General features: G+C 73.0%; 13 protein-coding genes, 1 tRNA gene and 2 pseudogenes. 8 read left to right on the top strand and 8 right to left on the bottom strand.

The window, feature by feature from the left end:
• Positions 1-222 precede the first annotated feature (222 nt).
• Together OG207_RS09275 and OG207_RS09270 are read left to right on the top strand one after the other, a co-directional pair.
• A tRNA-Leu gene (locus tag OG207_RS09275) sits at positions 223-307 on the top strand.
• Between the two features lie 57 nt (positions 308-364).
• Positions 365-841 carry a hypothetical protein gene (locus OG207_RS09270; RefSeq protein ID WP_329097582.1) on the top strand — a complete coding sequence of 159 codons (477 nt, stop codon included), beginning with the start codon at positions 365-367 and terminating at the stop codon, positions 839-841.
• Positions 842-1211: 370 nt separating this feature from the next.
• On the opposite strand, the pseudogene OG207_RS09265 reads toward OG207_RS09270, so the two are convergent.
• Positions 1212-1931: pseudogene (locus OG207_RS09265) on the bottom strand (IclR family transcriptional regulator domain-containing protein); the annotation flags it as partial.
• An 800-nt stretch (positions 1932-2731) separates the two neighbouring features.
• Positions 2732-3289, bottom strand: coding sequence for a sigma factor-like helix-turn-helix DNA-binding protein (locus tag OG207_RS09260; protein WP_329097580.1), 558 nt, complete (start codon positions 3287-3289; stop codon positions 2732-2734).
• A gap of 175 nt (positions 3290-3464) precedes the next feature.
• On the opposite strand from OG207_RS09260, the gene OG207_RS09255 reads away from it, so the two are divergent.
• From OG207_RS09255 to OG207_RS44035, 4 genes are all read left to right on the top strand, one after another.
• The gene (locus OG207_RS09255) at positions 3465-3614 is read left to right on the top strand and encodes a hypothetical protein (protein ID WP_329097578.1); all 150 of its coding nucleotides are present in this window, start codon (positions 3465-3467) and stop codon (positions 3612-3614) included.
• A 171-nt stretch (positions 3615-3785) separates the two neighbouring features.
• Positions 3786-5501: a methionine--tRNA ligase gene (gene metG / locus OG207_RS09250; protein ID WP_329097577.1), complete on the top strand. Its 1716-nt coding sequence runs from the start codon at positions 3786-3788 to the stop codon at positions 5499-5501.
• A gap of 204 nt (positions 5502-5705) precedes the next feature.
• On the top strand, positions 5706-6947 hold the full coding sequence (locus tag OG207_RS09245; RefSeq protein WP_329097574.1) for a glycosyltransferase 87 family protein: 1242 nt from the start codon (positions 5706-5708) through the stop codon (positions 6945-6947).
• A 58-nt stretch (positions 6948-7005) separates the two neighbouring features.
• Positions 7006-9633 (top strand): bifunctional serine/threonine protein kinase/MFS transporter, encoded by a 2628-nt coding sequence (locus OG207_RS44035; RefSeq protein ID WP_443072693.1) that lies wholly within the window; start codon positions 7006-7008, stop codon positions 9631-9633.
• On the opposite strand, the gene OG207_RS09230 is transcribed toward OG207_RS44035, so the two are convergent.
• From OG207_RS09230 to OG207_RS09220, 3 genes and pseudogenes are all read right to left on the bottom strand, one after another.
• Entirely contained in the window at positions 9630-10286 is a 657-nt protein-coding gene (locus OG207_RS09230) for a response regulator transcription factor (RefSeq protein WP_329097571.1), read from the bottom strand. The genes OG207_RS44035 and OG207_RS09230 overlap by 4 nt on opposite strands.
• Positions 10274-11584 (bottom strand): sensor histidine kinase, encoded by a 1311-nt coding sequence (locus OG207_RS09225; protein ID WP_329097569.1) that lies wholly within the window; start codon positions 11582-11584, stop codon positions 10274-10276. The genes OG207_RS09230 and OG207_RS09225 overlap by 13 nt, the downstream gene beginning before the upstream one ends.
• Before the next feature lie 80 nt (positions 11585-11664).
• A pseudogene (locus tag OG207_RS09220) lies at positions 11665-11799 on the bottom strand (serine/threonine protein kinase); the annotation flags it as partial.
• A 152-nt stretch (positions 11800-11951) separates the two neighbouring features.
• Here OG207_RS09220 and OG207_RS09215 point away from each other — a divergent pair.
• Entirely contained in the window at positions 11952-12572 is a 621-nt protein-coding gene (locus OG207_RS09215) for a hypothetical protein (RefSeq protein ID WP_329097567.1), read from the top strand.
• A gap of 115 nt (positions 12573-12687) precedes the next feature.
• The gene (locus OG207_RS09210) at positions 12688-13470 is read left to right on the top strand and encodes a bestrophin-like domain (protein ID WP_329097565.1); all 783 of its coding nucleotides are present in this window, start codon (positions 12688-12690) and stop codon (positions 13468-13470) included.
• Positions 13471-13499: 29 nt separating this feature from the next.
• Here OG207_RS09210 and OG207_RS09205 read toward each other — a convergent pair whose 3' ends face one another.
• The 3 genes from OG207_RS09205 to OG207_RS09195 form a co-directional block, all read right to left on the bottom strand.
• On the bottom strand, positions 13500-14669 hold the full coding sequence (locus OG207_RS09205; protein ID WP_329097563.1) for an MAB_1171c family putative transporter: 1170 nt from the start codon (positions 14667-14669) through the stop codon (positions 13500-13502).
• Complete coding sequence (locus tag OG207_RS09200) at positions 14666-15223, bottom strand: toxin-antitoxin system, toxin component (RefSeq protein WP_329097561.1); 558 nt, start codon at positions 15221-15223, stop codon at positions 14666-14668. The genes OG207_RS09205 and OG207_RS09200 overlap by 4 nt, the downstream gene beginning before the upstream one ends.
• Positions 15224-15287: 64 nt before the next feature.
• Positions 15288-15956 carry a helix-turn-helix domain-containing protein gene (locus OG207_RS09195; RefSeq protein ID WP_329097559.1) on the bottom strand — a complete coding sequence of 223 codons (669 nt, stop codon included), beginning with the start codon at positions 15954-15956 and terminating at the stop codon, positions 15288-15290.
• Positions 15957-16107 lie beyond the last annotated feature (151 nt).

Genomic DNA, 16107 nt, shown 5'->3' with positions numbered 1-16107 from the left:
CGGCATCCAGAAGTGGACGCGAAGCGTCCGATCTCCCCACCACTGGGACCCGGGCGCCGCCCCGGCCGTGGCGAGACGATCCGTCTTGCTAAGGCCTTCGGTGCATGCGTGCAGGTCAGCCCGGCGTGGCGGAGGATCACCGCCCGGATAAGTGGTCGGAACCCCGCCGATCCTTTGCTATTGTTGTCCATGTCGCCGCGGGAAACCGGGGCCGACCACCTAGTCCGGGTGGCGGAATGGCAGACGCGCTAGCTTGAGGTGCTAGTGCCCTTTATCGGGCGTGGGGGTTCAAGTCCCCCCTCGGACACAAGAAGCAGGAGCCCCACACATAGTGTGGGGCTCCTGCTGTTTTCCCGGGGGCGACATGGACACGGAACGGGCGCCGCTGCAGTACGCCTGCGACATCACGGAGGACGACCTCTGGGAGGTCTTCGATTTCCTCCACCCGAAGCTGGAGGCCCTGGAGGCCGGCCACGATCCGGGCACCGACGAGCACCGGGCGGCCGATGCGCTGGCCCGGATGCTGTCCAGCGCCGTGCTGCAGCTGGAGTGGGACATCCGGGCGCCGTTCTGGAGGCCCTACCGCACCAGGCGGGGCCCCACGACGGTCCTCGTGTGGGCGCCGCCGCCCGAGGCCGTGCTCAGCGCCCGGGACGAATGGCGCCTCGACAAGATCCGCGAGAACTGGAACGCCCTCTGCGACGGCCTCCAGGTCTGGCGCGACTGCGAAGGCTACGACCCCGAACGCTGGCACAAGGTCGATTTCCACGACGCCGCCGCGGAGGCAGAGTACGAGCGCCGCTGCGAAGAACTCGGCCTCGGGCGCCGGAAGCCCTCGTGAGCGCCTTGCCGGCCGGGCGGCGGAGCCGGCCGCCCCGTCGTCACGTACCCAGGACCACCAGGCCCGTCGGGCGGGTCAGGCTGCCCGGGGTCACCGAGGTGAAGGTGTGCGGGAGGGACAGGCGGGGGGTCTCGCCGGCCGGGGCGGCCTCGAAGAGGTAGGCCGCCGCGGTCGTGGTGTCGCTGACGAGGTGCGGGCCGCCCGCCGCCGCGGCCGACCCTCCGGTGAGCGGGGTGCGGAAGAGCAGCCGGAGGTGGCGCAGGGTCTCCGGAGTGACCGGAGCCCGCATCGGCCGGGGCTCGGGCCGTTCGGGTGCGCAGCCGGGTTCGGCGGCGGGCGCGGCCACCGGGTCCGGGGGGATCGCGCCGGTCAGGAGCAGGGCGAGGAGGACCGGTACGGCCTTGCGCCGCAGCGCTTCGGTGGCCGAGCGCAGCCGGTGGGCATGGGACGCAGGCAGGGACAGCGCCAGGCTCCCCGCGGCGCCGCCCATGGCGAGCGGAACGGCCGAGCAGACGACCCCCGGGGAGTATTCGAGCAGATCGAAGACGGGCGCGCCCGGAGCCACCGCGTCCAGCGCCGTGAACAGGGCCCGGCTGTCGGTGATGGTCTGCGCAGTGAGCCGGGCCGGCCGGTGCCGGGCCACGTGGTCGGCGCGGCGCTCGTGGTCGAGTTGGGTCAGCAGGCACTTGCCGACCGCACTGGCGTGCGCGGCGTCCCGGAAGTCGACCCACTCCTGCACCGGCGGGGTCGCCGGCCCGGCCGCCATCTGCGTGATGTGGACCTCGCCCCCCGCGTACCGGCTGAGGTACACCGCGGCGCCCGCGCTGTCCCGGGCCAGGGCCAGGGTGCGCTGGAGTTGCCCGGCCAGGCCGTGGCCGCCGGGGGCGGCGAGCCGGTCCAGGGCCGGGCCGCGCCCGTACACCCCCGCCCCCGGCCGGTACGCGTACTCCTCCTCGCACAGCATCGCCAGGAGGGGGCGCAGTTCCGCCTCCGCGAGGCCCGACTCCCGCGCGAGCTGGCCGGCCCGCACCCCCAACGGGTGCTGCTCCAGGACGCGTACGACGGCCAGCGCGCGGCGGGCCTCCGCCAGCGCCTCGCCCGTACCGCCCTGTACGACGGTCCCGCGGGCCGCGGCCGTCAGCGCCGGGTGACGCAACGACCCGGCGGCCGGCCGGGCGGACGCCACCGGCGCGGCGACCGTGACGGGCTGCGGCTGGAACGCGGTCAGCACTCCGGACAGCCCCGGCCTCGGCAGCGGCACCGGGCCCAGGTCGGGATCCTCGAACTGCTCGACGTGGCGCAGCACGGCCGCCTGCGTGCACAGCCGGACCTCCCGCAGGTCGCGTCGGCCGCCCGGCCGGAAGCCGCGCCGGCCCAGCTCGCGCGCCCAGTGCCGGGCGTCGTGGTGCTCGCCGCGCCGGGAGTGGTCGAGGAAGAGGCAGTACGCGGCCGCGGAGGTCCGCGGGCTTCCGGACCCGGCGGCGAACTGCCACCAGAAGCGGGCTCCTTCGCGCAGCCCGGCCAGGTGCAGCAGGCAGCCGAAGACGACCGCCCCGGCCAGGTCGGTGTGCCCCTCGGTGAGGAAGGAGTCGAGGTGCGCCGCGGCCTTGGGCGCGCACGCGGAGGCGAGGCAGACGGCCTTGAGGTCGCGCCGGGCCCGTTCGGCGTCGAGCGGGCAGTCCCGGGCGGGGTCGCTCCAGCCGTGCACCGACCGGCGTCGGGCGCGGTGTCCGGAGGCGGGAGGGTGCGGCGCGGCGCGCAGCAGCCGGGCCTCGGCGGCGCCGAGGTCGTAGTACCGGTAGCGGTCGCGGACGCCTGCCCGGGCGAGGAACTCGGCCAGGGAGCGGGGGACCGGGTCGCCGTCCTGCCGCTCTTGCCGTTCGTAGCGCCTCATGATTCGGCTGATTCGGCTGATTCGGGCGACGTGGGGGACGTGGCGAGCAGGCGGGCGAGGCGGCGGTGGGCCTGTCCGAGGTAGGAGCGGACCGTGGCCTCGTCGACGCCCATCACGGAAGCGGCCTCTCCGGGGGTGCACTGGAGCCCGTACCGCAGCAGTACGGAGTCGCGTTGCCGCTCGGCGAGCCGGGAGACGGCGGAGTAGAAGCGGATGGTGTCGGTCAGCACCTCGTACTGATCGGCGTGGGCCTCCTTGAGGGCGGCCTCGAAGGCGCTGATGTCCATCGGTTCCGGCCGCTGCTGCCACGGATGGCGCCGGCGCTGTCGGTCGACCAGGCAGTGTTTGAGGACGGTCCAGGCGTAGGCGTCGAGGCGGTCCATGTGGAGCATCCGCAACCACTCATCCATGATCGAGTCGAAAGCGGCGTCGACCGCCGCCTCCGCCGCCGCGTCGGAACCCAGCTGTAGATACGCGAAGCGCATGTACGCGGGCCGCCGATTGGCGTGGAAGGCCCAGTACGACAGGCGCGCCGTCGGATCCCACTGGCTCATGGGAGTCGGCCGCCGACGCCGGCTCGGTAGTCCCACGGCCCCACCGGACTCCTCCGGTCCGCCATCGTTCACCGCTCCACCTCATCCCCTGTGCGCTGAACAGGAAAGCAGCGCGGGCGCACTCGGAGGGCGCAGAGAAGAAAGCTGGAAGCAATACGTCGCGGATGATCGGCCCGTGATCGATCTCGATCACGCGCGGCTCCAGCCAGCACGTATGCATATGCCCGACGACAGTGCCAACACAGGTGTCGCCATCATCGCCATCGCCGCTGTCGCTGCCGTCGCCACCCGTGCACCGGTCGGGCGCGGTGCGGTCCGGCTGTAGCATGTGCCTGATCGCGAGGGCCGTGACGGAGAGGTCACTGCCCTCGCTTTTGCTTTACGTCCACCCATGAACAAATGCGGCGCGTGGCCTCGCGGCGGTTCGATACGATGAACCGCATTCACAATCCGTTACGTCACGTTGTACCGCACAGAGGAAATGGAGCATCCGAGGATGGCTCGACACCTGATCACCAGCGCGCTTCCGTACATCAACGGGATCAAGCACCTGGGCAACATGGTCGGGTCGATGCTTCCGGCGGATGTGTACTCCCGGTACCTCCGCCAGCGCGGCCACGACGTCCTCTACATCTGCGCCACCGACGAGCACGGCACCCCGGCCGAACTCGCCGCGAAGGAGGCCGGCGTCTCGGTCTCCGAGTTCTGTGCGCAGGCCCACGACGCCCAGAAGGCGGTCTACGACGGCTTCGAGCTGTCCTTCGACTACTTCGGCCGCAGCTCGTCCGCGCAGAACCGCGAGATCACCCAGCACTTCGCGCGCAAGCTGCAGGAGAACGGGTTCATCGAGGAGCGTGCGATCCGGCAGGTGTACTCGCCGGTCGACGGCCGCTTCCTGCCGGACCGCTACGTCGAGGGCACCTGCCCGCACTGCGGCTACGACAAGGCCCGCGGCGACCAGTGCGAGAACTGCACCCGCGTCCTGGACCCCACGGACCTGATCGAGCCCCGCTCGGCCATCTCCGGCTCCACCGAGCTGGAGGTCCGCGAGACCAAGCACCTGTTCCTCCTGCAGTCCGCGCTCCAGCACGAGGTCGAGGCCTGGGTCGCCGAGCACGAGGAGGAGTGGCCGCAGCTCGCTTCCTCCATCGCCCGCAAGTGGCTGACCGAGGGCCTGCACGACCGCGCCATCACGCGTGACCTCGACTGGGGCGTTCCGGTCCCGGCCGACACCTGGCCCGAGCTGGCCGCCGAGGGCAAGGTCTTCTACGTCTGGTTCGACGCCCCGATCGAGTACATCGGTGCGACCAAGGAGTGGTCGGACCTGGACCCGGCGAACCGCGACTACAAGTCGTGGTGGTACGAGGCCGAGGACGTCCGCTACACCCAGTTCATGGCCAAGGACAACGTCCCGTTCCACACGGTGATGTTCCCCGCCACCGAGCTGGCCACCCGTGAGCCGTGGAAGAAGGTCGACTACGTCAAGGCCTTCAACTGGCTGACGTACTACGGCGGCAAGTTCTCCACCTCGCAGAAGCGCGGTGTCTTCACCGACCAGGCGCTGGAGATCCTCCCGGCCGACTTCTGGCGCTACTTCCTCATCGCCAATGCGCCCGAGTCCGACGACTCGTCCTTCACGTGGGAGCACTTCCAGGCCACCGTCAACAAGGACCTCGGCGGCACCCTCGGCAACTTCGTCAACCGCGTGCTCACCTTCTCCCGCAAGAAGTTCGGCGACGAGGCGCCCGCGGGCAGCCCGGCGGGCGAGGCCGAAGCCAAGCTGGGCGAGCAGATCGCCGAGCTGCTGGCCGAGTACGAGGGCCACATGGACACCCTCCAGTACCGCAAGGCCGCGGCCGCACTGCGCGCCCTGTGGTCGGCCGGAAACGCCTACCTCGACGAGAAGGCCCCCTGGACGGAGGTCAAGACCGACGTGGACGGCGCTGCGCTCACCCTGCGCACGGCGATGAACCTCATCCACCTCTACTCGGTGGTCTCCGAGCCGTTCATCCCGGCCTCGGCGCGCGCCATGCGCTCCTCGTTCGCGCTCGCCGACGACACGGCCGCGTGGATCACCCCGGAGCAGGCGCGGTCCCTGGACGCCGTTCCGGCCGGCACCCCGTTCACCGTCCCGCCGGTGCTGTTCGCACGGGTCACCGAGGAGGACCTGGAGTCCTACCGCGAGCGGTTCGGCGGCAACCCGGAGGCCTGAGGCCCGGGGCCCCTGCAGGGCCCGGCGACAACTGCGTGAGGGGCACGACCCGCTGGGATCGTGCCCCTTTCGCGTGCCCGCGACGAGGGCGGGGGAGGGGCAGGGGCGGGGGCGGGGGCAGGGAGAAAGGTAGGGGAAACCCCACCGCGGATCGTCCACCTGGCCGTGCAGACCCGGCCGGGGGTGCGCGGCTGGAATGGGCCCATGTTCCTTTCCCGTACCGCTCGGTGGACCACCGGCTGGCTGCTCGCCGCCGCGTGGGCGCTGTCCTTCCCGCTGTTCTCCTCGCTGGCGCCGCACCGGCTGTGGGGCTGGTGCGCCGCCGCCGGATACCTCGGGGCCGCCGCGGCCACCGCACTCGGCCGCCGTCGCGCGGCGCTCGCCACCGCCCTGCTGGGCGCCGTCGCCGTACCCCTCCTGTGGCTGGTCCTGACCGGCCAGGGACAGTCGGAGGTGACGGTCATCGAACGGTCCGGACGGCTCCTGCTGGAGTCCGGCCGGCTCTACGTCGACCGGCCGGGGCACGTCGAGGAGTACACCCCCTACTTGCCGGGCATGGCGCTGCTCGGCGTACCGCGGGCGCTGCTCGGGGGTGACGGCGGCGGTGACGGCTGGGTGGTGCGGCTGCTGGGCGACGCCCGGATCTGGTGCGCCGCCGTGCTGTTCGGCTGCCTGGGGACGGCCCGACGGCTGCTCGTCGGTGGGGCTGGCGGCGGGACCGGCGGTGGAGCGGTCGGTGGGTCGGTCCGGCTGCTGCCCGTCCTGGTGGCCTCGCCGGTGGTGGCCCTGCCCCTGGCGGTGAGCGGGGTCGACCTGCCGCTGGCCGGGCTCTGCTGCCTGGCGCTGGCGGCGGCCGCCGCCGGGCGGCCCGTCCTGGCCGGGGCGGCCCTCGCCGGGGCGTGCGCGCTGAAGTGGACGGCGCTGCCCGCGGTCGCGGTGGCCGTCGCCCTGCTCGCGGTCTGCCGGGGCGGGCGGCCGGCGGTGCGCTGCGCTCTGGTGGCGGCCGGCGGCACGGCCCTGCTGGTGCTGCCGGCCGCACTGCTCCAGCCGGCGGAGCTGTGGCGCCAGGTGTTCGCCTTCCCCACCGGGCGGGCGGAGGTGCCGACCCCGGCGAGCAGCCCGCTGCCCGGACGCCTCCTGGCCGAACTGGGTCCCTGGGGCTGGTACCTGACCGTGGGACTGCTGCTCGCGGGAGGCCTCGCCGTGGCCTTCTCCCTGCTCGCCCGGCCGCCGCGCACGGTGACGGCCGCCGCGGACCGCCTCGCCCTCGGCCTCGCGCTGGCCTTCCTCCTGGCCCCGGCGGGCCGCTTCGGTTACCTGGCGCTGCCGGTCCTGCTGTCGGTCTGGGCCCGCTCAGTGGCGGTACCGGGTGTCTCGCGGGTGGTGACGGGCTCGTTCCGGCTCCGAGCGTCGGACGGGCGGCCGCGGGTACGGAACGAGCGGTAGGGAGGGCAGTTCGCCTGATGACCCTCGCACATGGGACGGCTGCACTAGCCTTCGCTCCGTGGATCAGCTGATCGCCGAAGACCCGAGCCGCATCGGACCGTACCGCCTGATCGCCCGGCTGGGCGCGGGTGGCATGGGCCTGGTCTACCTGGGCCGCTCCGAGGGCGGCCGGACCGTTGCCGTGAAGGTGGTCCAGACGGAGTTCGCCGGGAACGCCGAATTCCGCAGGAGGTTCGCCCGCGAGGTCGCCGCCGCGCGCCGGGTGGGCGGCAGCTGGACGGCTGCCGTTCTCGACGCCGACACGGAGGCCGCCGTGCCCTGGGTGGCGACCCAGTACATCCCGGGGCCCGACCTGCAGACCGTGGTCGCCCGGCAGTTCGGCCCGCTGCCCGAGGACTCGGTGCGGACCCTCGCCAACCGGCTCGCCCTCGCCCTGCGGGCCGTGCACGGGGCGGGCCTGATCCACCGCGACCTGAAGCCGTCCAACGTGCTCGTCACCGTCGACGGGCCACGCGTCATCGACTTCGGCATCGCGCGGGCGATGGACGGCATGACCGGCGACAGCCTGCACACCCGCACCGGCATGCTGATCGGCTCGCCGGGGTTCATGTCCCCGGAGCAGGTACGCGGTCTCGAACTGGGCCCCGCCAGCGACGTATTCTGCCTCGGCGCGGTCCTCGTGTACGCCGCCACGGGTCGCACGCTCTTCGGTGCCAAGGACACCGGCCTGAACGCCCACCTCTTCCGGATCGCCGAAGAGGAGGCGGACCTGACCGGGGTGCCGGAGTCGCTGGTCGAACTCGTCGGCGCGTGCCTGAACAAGGACCCGGCCCGCCGGCCCACCCCCGAGGAGGTGGCTGCGCGTACGGCGGCGGACGCCGCTGGGGAGTGGCTCCCGGGCGCGGTGCTGGCCGAGCTGGGCCGCCATGCGGCGCGGCTGTTGGACTACGCCCCGGCGTCACCGGCAGGAGTCGGAGCCGGCGGCGGGACCCCTTCCGCGGGGACCCCTGCCGCGGGGGCCCCTGCCGAGGGGACCTCTTCCGCGGGGACCTCATCCGAGAAGACGCCCGTCGAGAAGGAGCCCGCAGAGAAGGAGCCCTTCGACAAGACGCCGGATCCCCGCCTCGTGCCGGCGCAGTCCCGGCAGGACGCCTCTCCGCCGGCGGCACCGCCCCCGCCGCCCGCGTACGCCCCCACGGTGCCCGGTCGCTTCGGTCCCGCTGACGGCTTCGGTCCGCCCCCGGGCCCCGTCCCCGGTGACCCGTCCGTCCCCGCGCCCCCGCACCCGCGGCGGTGGTGGGGCCTCGCGGTCCTCGCCCTGACGCAGCTGCTGGTGCTCGTCGAAGCGGCCCACTTCAATGTGCTGGGCCCGCAGATCCATGCCGAACTCGCCGTCGGCGCCGGCGACCTGGGTACGGCCTACAGCGCCCACCTGGTCGCCCTCGGCGGACTGCTGCTGCTCGGCGGGCACCTCGTCGACCTGCTCGGGGCACGGCGGATGCTGGTGGCCGGCCTGATCGGATGCGCGGCGGCCGACGTGCTCGGCGGCGCGGCCGACAGCTCCGGGTCGCTGATCACCGCCCGCGCCCTGCAGGGCGCCTTCGCCGCCCTACTCGTCCCGGCCGCGCTGTCCCTGGTGGCCACCGGATTCACCGACCCCCGGGAACGCGGGCGGGCCTTCGGGATCTACACGGCGGTCGCCGCGGGCGGCGGTGCGCTCGGTGTGTCCACGGGCGGCTGGATCGCCGAGACCCTGGACGCGCGCTGGGCCCTGTGGTCGGTCGTCCCGCTCGCCGCACTCGCCCTGATCGGCGCCCTCACCCTGCTGCCCGCCCACCCGGGCCGCACCGGCGCCCGGTTCGACGGACTCGGCGTACTCCTCGGCACGGCGGGATCCGCCGCCCTGGCCTACGGCCTCGCCGAGGCCGAGACGTTCAGCTGGGCCGTCGTCCCGAGCCTGCTCCTGCTCGTGGGCGGCATCGCGCTGCTCGCCGGCTTCCTGTGGTGGCAGACCAGAGCGTCCGGCACCCTGCTCCCGGCGTACGTCCTCGCCGACCGGAGCCGCCTCGCCTCCCTCCTGGCCGTCCTCCTCACCGGCGTGGCCCTGGTCGTCCTCTTCCCGGCCCTGGGCTTCTTCGCCCAGCAGGTCCGCGGCCAGAGCCCGGCCGCGTCCGGGGTCGCCCACCTGCCCCTGGTCGCCGCTGCCCTCGTGGTCGCCACCCAGGTCTCCGCCCGCCTGCTGCCCCGAATCGCGCCGCGCCTCATGGTCCTGCCGGGCCTGGTGATCACGGCCCTCGGGCTGGCCCTGCTGGCCGGCACCGGGGGTGCGTCCACCTACGCGACCGGGGTGCTGCCCGGCCTGCTGCTCACCGGCGTCGGCCTGGGCCTGGCCCTGGCCCCGCTCTACGCCACCGCGACCGCCGGGGTGGCCCCGCGCCACGCTGGTGCGGCCTCGGCGGCCCTCGGCGCGGCCCACCACCTGGGGCAGTCGATCGGCGGGGCGGTGCTCGGCGCCGTCGTGCTGAGCCGCTTGAGCCACGTCTCGGACGACACCGACGTGTTCGCCCGGACGCTGGACGCCTACACCACCACCCTCTGGTGCGCGGTCGGCGCCCTCCTGCTCGCGACCCTGCCGGCCGCCCTGCTGCTCAGGACCCCGCGGCGGGACACGGGCGCGACCGGCTAGGCCTCCTGGCCCGACAGGTGGGCCAGGACCGCCAGGACCCGGCGGTTGCCCTCCGTGGCGTCCAGGTCGAGTTTCATGAAGATGCTGGACGCGTGTTTGACGACGGCGGCCTCGGTGATGAACAGCCGGGCCGCCAGGGCCTGGTTGTTGAGGCCCGAGGCCATCAAGGTCAGCACCTCCCGCTCGCGCGGGGTCAGCCGGGCCAGCGGCCGCTCCTCGGACTGCCGGCTGAGCAGGACCCGTACCACCTCGGGGTCGATGACCGTGCGGCCCTCGGCGACCTGCTGGAGGGCGTCGAGGAACTCGGCCACCTCGCCGACCCGGTCCTTGAGCAGATAGCCCAGCCCGGCCGCCGAGGCGCCCGTGAGCAACTGGGTGGCGTAGGCCGTGGCCACGTACTGCGAGAGCACCAGCACGGGCAACGAGGCGTCCCGGGAGCGGAGTTCGAGTGCGGCCCGCAGACCCTCGTCGCGGAAGCCGGGCGGCATCCGCACATCGGTCACGACGGCGTCCGGCCGCTGCGCCTCCACCGCCCGCACCAGTTCCTCGGCGCTCCCGACGGCGGCGAGCACCTGGTGCCCGCCGCGGGTGAGGAGTTCCGTCAGCCCCGCGCGCAGCAGTACGGAGTCCTCGGCGAGGATCAGCCGGAGCACGGGACCTCCACCCGGAGTCGGGTCGGTCCGCCCACCGGACTGGACACCACCAGCCTGCCCTTCAACATCGCCACCCTGTCCGCGAGTCCTGCCAGGCCCGCTCCCGCGCCGGGATCGGCGCCGCCGCGGCCGTCGTCGGTGACGGTGAGAGTGAGCCGGTCACCCTCGACCTTACCGACCACGGCGACGCGCGAGGCACCGCTGTGCTTGGCCGCGTTGGCGAGCGCCTCGGTGACGGTGAAGTACGCCGTGATCTCGACGGATTCGGCCAGCCGGGGCACGTCGAGGTCCACGGTCACCGGTACGGGATGGCGCAGGGCCACCTCGGCGACGGCCGCCGCGAGCCCGTGGTCGGTGAGGACCTGCGGGTGGATGCCCCTTACGAGGTCGCGCAGTTGCTCCAGGGCGACCTTGGCCTCGCCGCGCCCCCGGGCCACCAGGGCGGCGGCCCCGGCCGCCTGCGGGATCCCGCGCAGTTCCAGCTCGGCGAGGCCCAGGGTCATGCTGAGGGCGACCAGCTGCTGCTGCGCGCCGTCGTGCAAGTCCCGTTCGATGCGCCGCCGTTCGGCTTCGAAGGCGTCGACCAGGCGGACCCGGGAGCGGGTGAGCTCCAGGATCCGGTCGGCCTCCACGCGCGGCCCGAGCAGCAGGCGGGCGGTCTTCACCTGGGCCGCGGCGAGCAGGGCGCCCGCGTACGCCGCCACCACCATCCCGACCAGTCCGACGGCCGTGCCGCCCAGGGCCTCCAGCGGCCCGGAGACCGGCCGGCCGGGGATCAGCATCACGTGGTCCGGGGCGATGGCCCAGACGATCGCCGGCGTCGCGACGAGGATCAGGGCGAAGGCCAGCAGCGTGATCACGGCGAACCCGGCCGCCCCGAAGACCGGCCCCAGCAGGGTGGCGTACGCGAACTCCCGCCAGGTGGCCCGCTCCCGCAGCCGGGTCCGCAACCAGGCCGCGGGCCCGGCCCCGGCCAGGGAGGCGTGCGGGTCCGGCACGGGCACCGGCTCCACCCACCGCAGCCGCCACCGCTCCAGCGCCCCCAGCGGTACCACGGCGGCGACGGCACCGAGCAGGATCAACAGCCCGATCCCGACGACCGCCAGCGCCACTCCGACTCCGAGGAGCAGGACGAGGAGGATCAGGACGGGATAGCCGATGAGGAACCCGCTGCCCAGGTACGCCCAGCACCGCCAGGGCCACCACGAGCCGAGGAACCGCAGCGGCCGGCGCATCGCGGCCAGGACGGCGACCGCTGGAGGGTCGGCCGGTTCGGGGCGGGGCGTGGAGTCGGACATGTCCCCCCAGCCTAGGGGTGTCCGCGGGTGTCCGGGGCGGCGGCCCTGCCGATCGGGGGGACCGGTGTCCCGTCGTCACCCACCGGTCCGGTCCGGGAGAGCCGGTCGGCGAGGGAACCGCCCTCGACCAGCTCCATGACGATGTACGGGAGTTCGCCGTCCTCGACGATGTCGTGCACCTCGCTGATGTGGAGGTGCTTGAGCTGCGCGACCGCCGGGCGACCAGCCGGGCGTTCGCCCCCTCGGTCCCATGGCGACATCGGGCCGCATCGGGGATCTGCACCCGTCCGCGGCGTGTCGAAGCCGCCCCTTGATCGTTTCTTCAGTGGTGGACCTTACATCTGCTGCGGATTTCGGGAGGCGCGCGGTGACGGCTTGGCAGTACTTCGCCGGGGCGGGCCTGGTGGCGGCACTGGGCCCGCTGCACGGCCACGTGGCGGTCGCGGCCGACGGATACGGCGACGGTTACGGCCACGGCCACGGCCCCGGCTACGGAGCCCGCGTCGACCGGTGCGTGCCGGCCGGGCAGCCGGAGAGACCGGTCTTCCGGCCGCCGTCCGGGCGGCCCTCGGTCCGGGTGACCGTGCCCGGCGCCGACCGGCCGACCGTGCACCACGTGGGGCGGCCCGCGCAGTCAGCCGGCCCTGCGGAGCGGCCCGTGCGGCCGGCCGAGCCCGCGCGGCCGCGTCCGCCCGGGGCAGCGGTGGAGCGTTCCCCGGAGGCACGGGCCGGGGGGTCGGAGCCGCCGGTGCCCGCGGCGGGTCCCGAGGGCCGGAACGAACCGGCGTCGGCCGACGCACCCGCCCCGCCCGCGGCCAGGGCCGCCGTCGCACGGGTGAGCGCCTTCCACGTGCGTCCGTACCGCTCGGTGGCCCTGGAGCGGCGCGGCCCGGGCGGGATGTCCACCATGACGCTCATGGTCGTCGTCACCACCCCGGCCGTACTGGCCGCCGCCGCCCTGCGCCCCCGCTCCAAGAGCCGCGGCTGACCGCCGCCCCCTGCACTCCGTCCACCGATCCACCGATCCACCGAACCGCCGTACCGCCGTACCGCCGAAGAACCGATCCGTCGAACCATCGACGACCCACACCGGGAGAATCCACGTGTCCGAATGGCTGGTCCTGGCCATCGCCATGGCGCTCGTCTGCGCCGTCGTCCTCGCCATCACCGCGATCCGGCACCGCCGGGCCGCCGCCGACGAGGACACCAGCGAAACCCCCGACGTCATCGAGTACATGACGATGATGGTGGGCGTGGTCTACGCGATCGTGCTGGGCCTGGCCATCGCGGGAGTCTGGGAGGCGCGCGGCGCCGCCGAGGACAGCGTGCGCCGTGAGGCCCAGGCCCTGTACGAGGTCACCCAGCGCGCCGACGTCTACCCGGCGGCCGTCCGCGACCGGATCCGGGGCGAGGTGGACGCGTACGTCTCCCACACCGTCGCCGTGGACTGGCCGTTGCTGACCTCCGGCGACAACGCCTCGCCCGAGGGCGCCGCCCTGCTCGGCAAGCTGCGTACCGACGTCACGCACCAGAGCCCGGCCAACGAGCTTCAGGCGCAGGCCTATCAGCCGTTGCTGGACCACATCGCGGCCGCCGACGACGCGCGGCACTCGCGTACGCAGAGCTCCGAGTCCACGCTGCCGGGCGTGGTGTGGTTCGGGCTGGTGGTCGGCGGACTGGTGACGGTCGGGCTGATCTTCACCCTGCAGATCCGGCGCTCCGGACGGGAGTTGTTGCTCGCCGGGTTGTTCAGCGCGTTGATCGTGTTCCTGCTCTTCATGGTGTGGAGCTTCGACGCGCCGTACGGGCGGGAGGGGATCGACTCGGCCGCACCGTTCCAGGACCTGTTCCCGGCCACGGCGTCGGTGGCCGTCGCCAGCCGCTGAGGGCCGGCCGGCGGACGCCCCGTCCGCCGCTACACAGTCGCCTCTCGCCGGACCGCCTGCACCACCGGCGAGTGCCGCAGTGCGTGGGAGATCCGCAGCAGGTCGCGCGGACCGTCGGCGGTGTCGAGGGAGGTCTCCTCGTCCTCTCCGATGACCTTCCCGTCGGGGTCGGCGGAGCGGGCCCGTACGGCGGCCGCGACCATGGCGGCCTCGGCGACGGCGCGGGCCGTCTCCTCGTCGGCACCCGTGGCGACGGCGTTCTCGTAGGCGCCGTCGCCGAGGCCCTTGTCGAAGTACGGCCCGAGGTGCAGGAAGCCGTCGTGGATGTCCGACTCGCGCTGGATCACCCGTAGTTCCGCCGCGGACCACCAGGCCATCTGTACGGAGGGGGTGCCGCTGGGCGCGGAGATCTGCACCTCGTGCCAGAGCGGTCCGAGCCGGCGGTACGTCGCCCAGGTCTGCCATTGGTCCGACAGCCGCTGGCAGACGAGCGGCACCACGAAGCCCATCGCGCTGATCAGCGCCCCGAGCGAGGCGAGCGGCGGGGCGGCGTAGGTGCTGAGGTCGTCCAGGTCGTGACCGGACCAGCGGGCGATGACCGCGGTCATCTTCGTGGCGTCGTAGGAGAGGTTGAAGACGTAGCCGGCAACGATGATCACCAGGCCGACCCGCAGCCAGCCGCGGACCTGGAGCGACCAGCGCCAGCACAGGACCACCATCACCACCGCGGCCACGCAGTGCGCCAGCAGGTAGAGCGCGATCATGTGGCCGATGTAGGGCGTGTTCGCGTAGTAGGTGTCGAAGTCGCGCAGCCGCTCCACCGGGGTGCCACCGAGGGCGAAGAGGGCGATCAGGGCGACGACCACCGCGCCGTAGCCCAGGGTCCAGCGGCGCGAGACGCGTCGGGTCTGTTCGGGCGGGCCGCCCCGCCAGTTGACCATGAGGACCAGGCAGGAGGCGCTGAAGGCGGTGATCAGGCAGTAGACCAGGGGGGCCGAGACGTTGACGATCCCGGTCCATCGGTTGACCGCCGCGATGGTGGGCGGGGCCGCGAAGGTGAACACCGCTCCGGCCAGGGTCAGCAGGGCCACGACCGATCGTAGGAGGGGGTCGCGCCAGTTGTGTCGCAGGGCCGGCAGCTTGAAGGCGAGTGAGACCGCCATCGCGGCCGCCGGTATGTAGTAGTCCTTGCCGTTCAACGCTCTTTCCTGTGCCCCCGGTAGCCCAGCGAAGCCTCGATCCGGCCCGCCAATTGATCGCGCTGGACCGGAGCGCGGTGGCTCGCCGATCCGGCGAGCCAGTTCCGACACCGACTACCCAGCAGTAAGCCGAAGGTTTCGGCCTCGGTCTCCTCCTGGACGTCGGCGCGCGTGCGTGCGGCGACGCGGCGTACGGTCTCGCCGATGTCGGCTTCGTCGGCCAGCATCCGCGCGGCGACGGCGGCGCCGTCGACGTGGTGGCTGCAGTGGCCGGCCTTCATGTGCCACAGCTCATGGCCCAGGATCACCAACTGGTGGTCCGGCGCGGTGCGTTCCTCGATGACCACGAGATCGCGGTCCGCCATGTCGAGCCACAGGCCGCTGGCCGTCCGCGGCGGGAACGAGGCCATCCGGAAGTCCACCCGGCGGCCGCGGTGTCTGCTCATGCCCTCGCAGAGGGCAGCGTAGAGGTCCACGGGTTCCACGGGGGCCGTCAGCCGGATACCGGCCACCAGCTCCCCGCACAACCGCCGCTGCTCTCTGCCTATGCTCACCGTTCTCCCCGTCGGCGCGGATCCGGATCAGGACTCAAGGATCAGACCCAGACTTTCGACTGGGTCAGGATTCGTTCGGTTTGACGCTTTCGAGGAGCATGTCCAGCCATTCGGTCACCTTGTCCCGGTGCTTGTCGCTGGGCAGTTGGGCTGCGCGCCAGGCGATGCCCCGTACACCGTGGTTCTGGAGGAGTCTTGCCAGTGGATCGCCCGCCGATGCGGCCGACGCCGGTACGGTTTCCCGTGCCCGCCCCGCGAAGTCCTGGAGCAGTTGTTGCTCGGTCCGCTGGAGCGCGTCGGTGAGGGCGTCGGCGTCGTGGGCCGTGAGGAATCCGGCGTGCACTCCGAAGAACCGCTGGATCGCGTCGCAATGCTCCATGGTGGGGCGCCGGTCCCCGTTGATCAGTGCGCCGGCCTGCTGCCGGGACATGCCGGCGCCGTCCGCGATCTCCTGCTGCGTGTAGCGGCGGCCGTTCGGTTTGACGCGGGTCCGCCGGAGCAGGTCGAGACGCTGGAGGAACCGGGTCTGCAGATCGGGTTCGCCGGCCGGCCTGCCGTCGAGCAGGGTCCTGACCACGTCCGTGGGTACGCCGGATGCCTCGGATAGCCGCCGCAGGTCGAAGACCTGGTTCAGGTCGCGGCCCATTTTGCCCGCGAGTTCGGCGACGCGCGTGATGGTGGCCGCCATGGGTGCGTCGGCCACCGCGACGGGAGCCGGGAAGCCGTCTGTCACCAGTGGTTCTCCTAGATCGCGCGAAGTCGGTATGGGCACATGGTCGGCTTCTGGAATCTATCCGCTCTTGCCCAGAAGGGCTAGAACGTGCCACAGCTGTGGCGGGAATGAGCTGTCAAGAGGCTTGAATTGCCACAATAGTTGACACTCG

Source organism: Streptomyces sp. NBC_01439, assembly GCF_036227605.1.
In the GTDB taxonomy this organism is placed as follows: domain Bacteria; phylum Actinomycetota; class Actinomycetes; order Streptomycetales; family Streptomycetaceae; genus Streptomyces.
This window is presented reverse-complemented; position numbering and strand designations above follow the sequence as displayed.

What these genes read in the sequence shown, in the direction of transcription:
- metG (WP_329097577.1), top strand. Translation starts at nt 3,786, where the DNA reads ATGGCTCGACACCTGATCACCAGCGCGCTTCCGTACATCAACGGGATC.
- OG207_RS09270 (WP_329097582.1), top strand. Translation starts at nt 365, where the DNA reads ATGGACACGGAACGGGCGCCGCTGCAGTACGCCTGCGACATCACGGAG.
- OG207_RS09225 (WP_329097569.1), bottom strand. Translation starts at nt 11,584, where the DNA reads ATGTCCGACTCCACGCCCCGCCCCGAACCGGCCGACCCTCCAGCGGTC.
- OG207_RS09245 (WP_329097574.1), top strand. Translation starts at nt 5,706, where the DNA reads ATGTTCCTTTCCCGTACCGCTCGGTGGACCACCGGCTGGCTGCTCGCC.
- OG207_RS09260 (WP_329097580.1), bottom strand. Translation starts at nt 3,289, where the DNA reads ATGAGCCAGTGGGATCCGACGGCGCGCCTGTCGTACTGGGCCTTCCAC.